We start from the raw sequence: 257 nt of genomic DNA, 5'->3' as shown, positions 1-257 counted from the left end.
CGATAACCCCAGAAGTGCGCGAGACCGTTCACCACGCCGGCTGCCCAGAAGGGAATCCACACCATTTGCACCGCCCAGATGGTCAGGCCGACCACGCCGAACAGCGCGACGTTCAGCACCATCATCAGGCTGACGCCGAGAATCGGGTACTTCGTGTAGACGTTGCGTTCCATCCAGTCGTTCGGCGTGCCGTGACTGAACTTGCGCATCGTCTCTTCGTTTTTCGCTTCCGTGCGGTACAGTTCCGCGCCTTCGAG

General features: G+C 60.3%; 1 pseudogene. It reads right to left on the bottom strand.

The features are described from left to right. A pseudogene (locus SB822_RS58755) lies at nt 1–257 on the bottom strand (acyl-CoA desaturase); the annotation flags it as partial.

The organism is Paraburkholderia sp. SIMBA_054, assembly GCF_046534875.1.
GTDB classification, from domain to species: Bacteria; Pseudomonadota; Gammaproteobacteria; order Burkholderiales; family Burkholderiaceae; genus Paraburkholderia; species Paraburkholderia hospita.
Note: the sequence above shows the minus strand (reverse complement) of the source record. Positions and strands in the feature narration are given on the sequence as shown.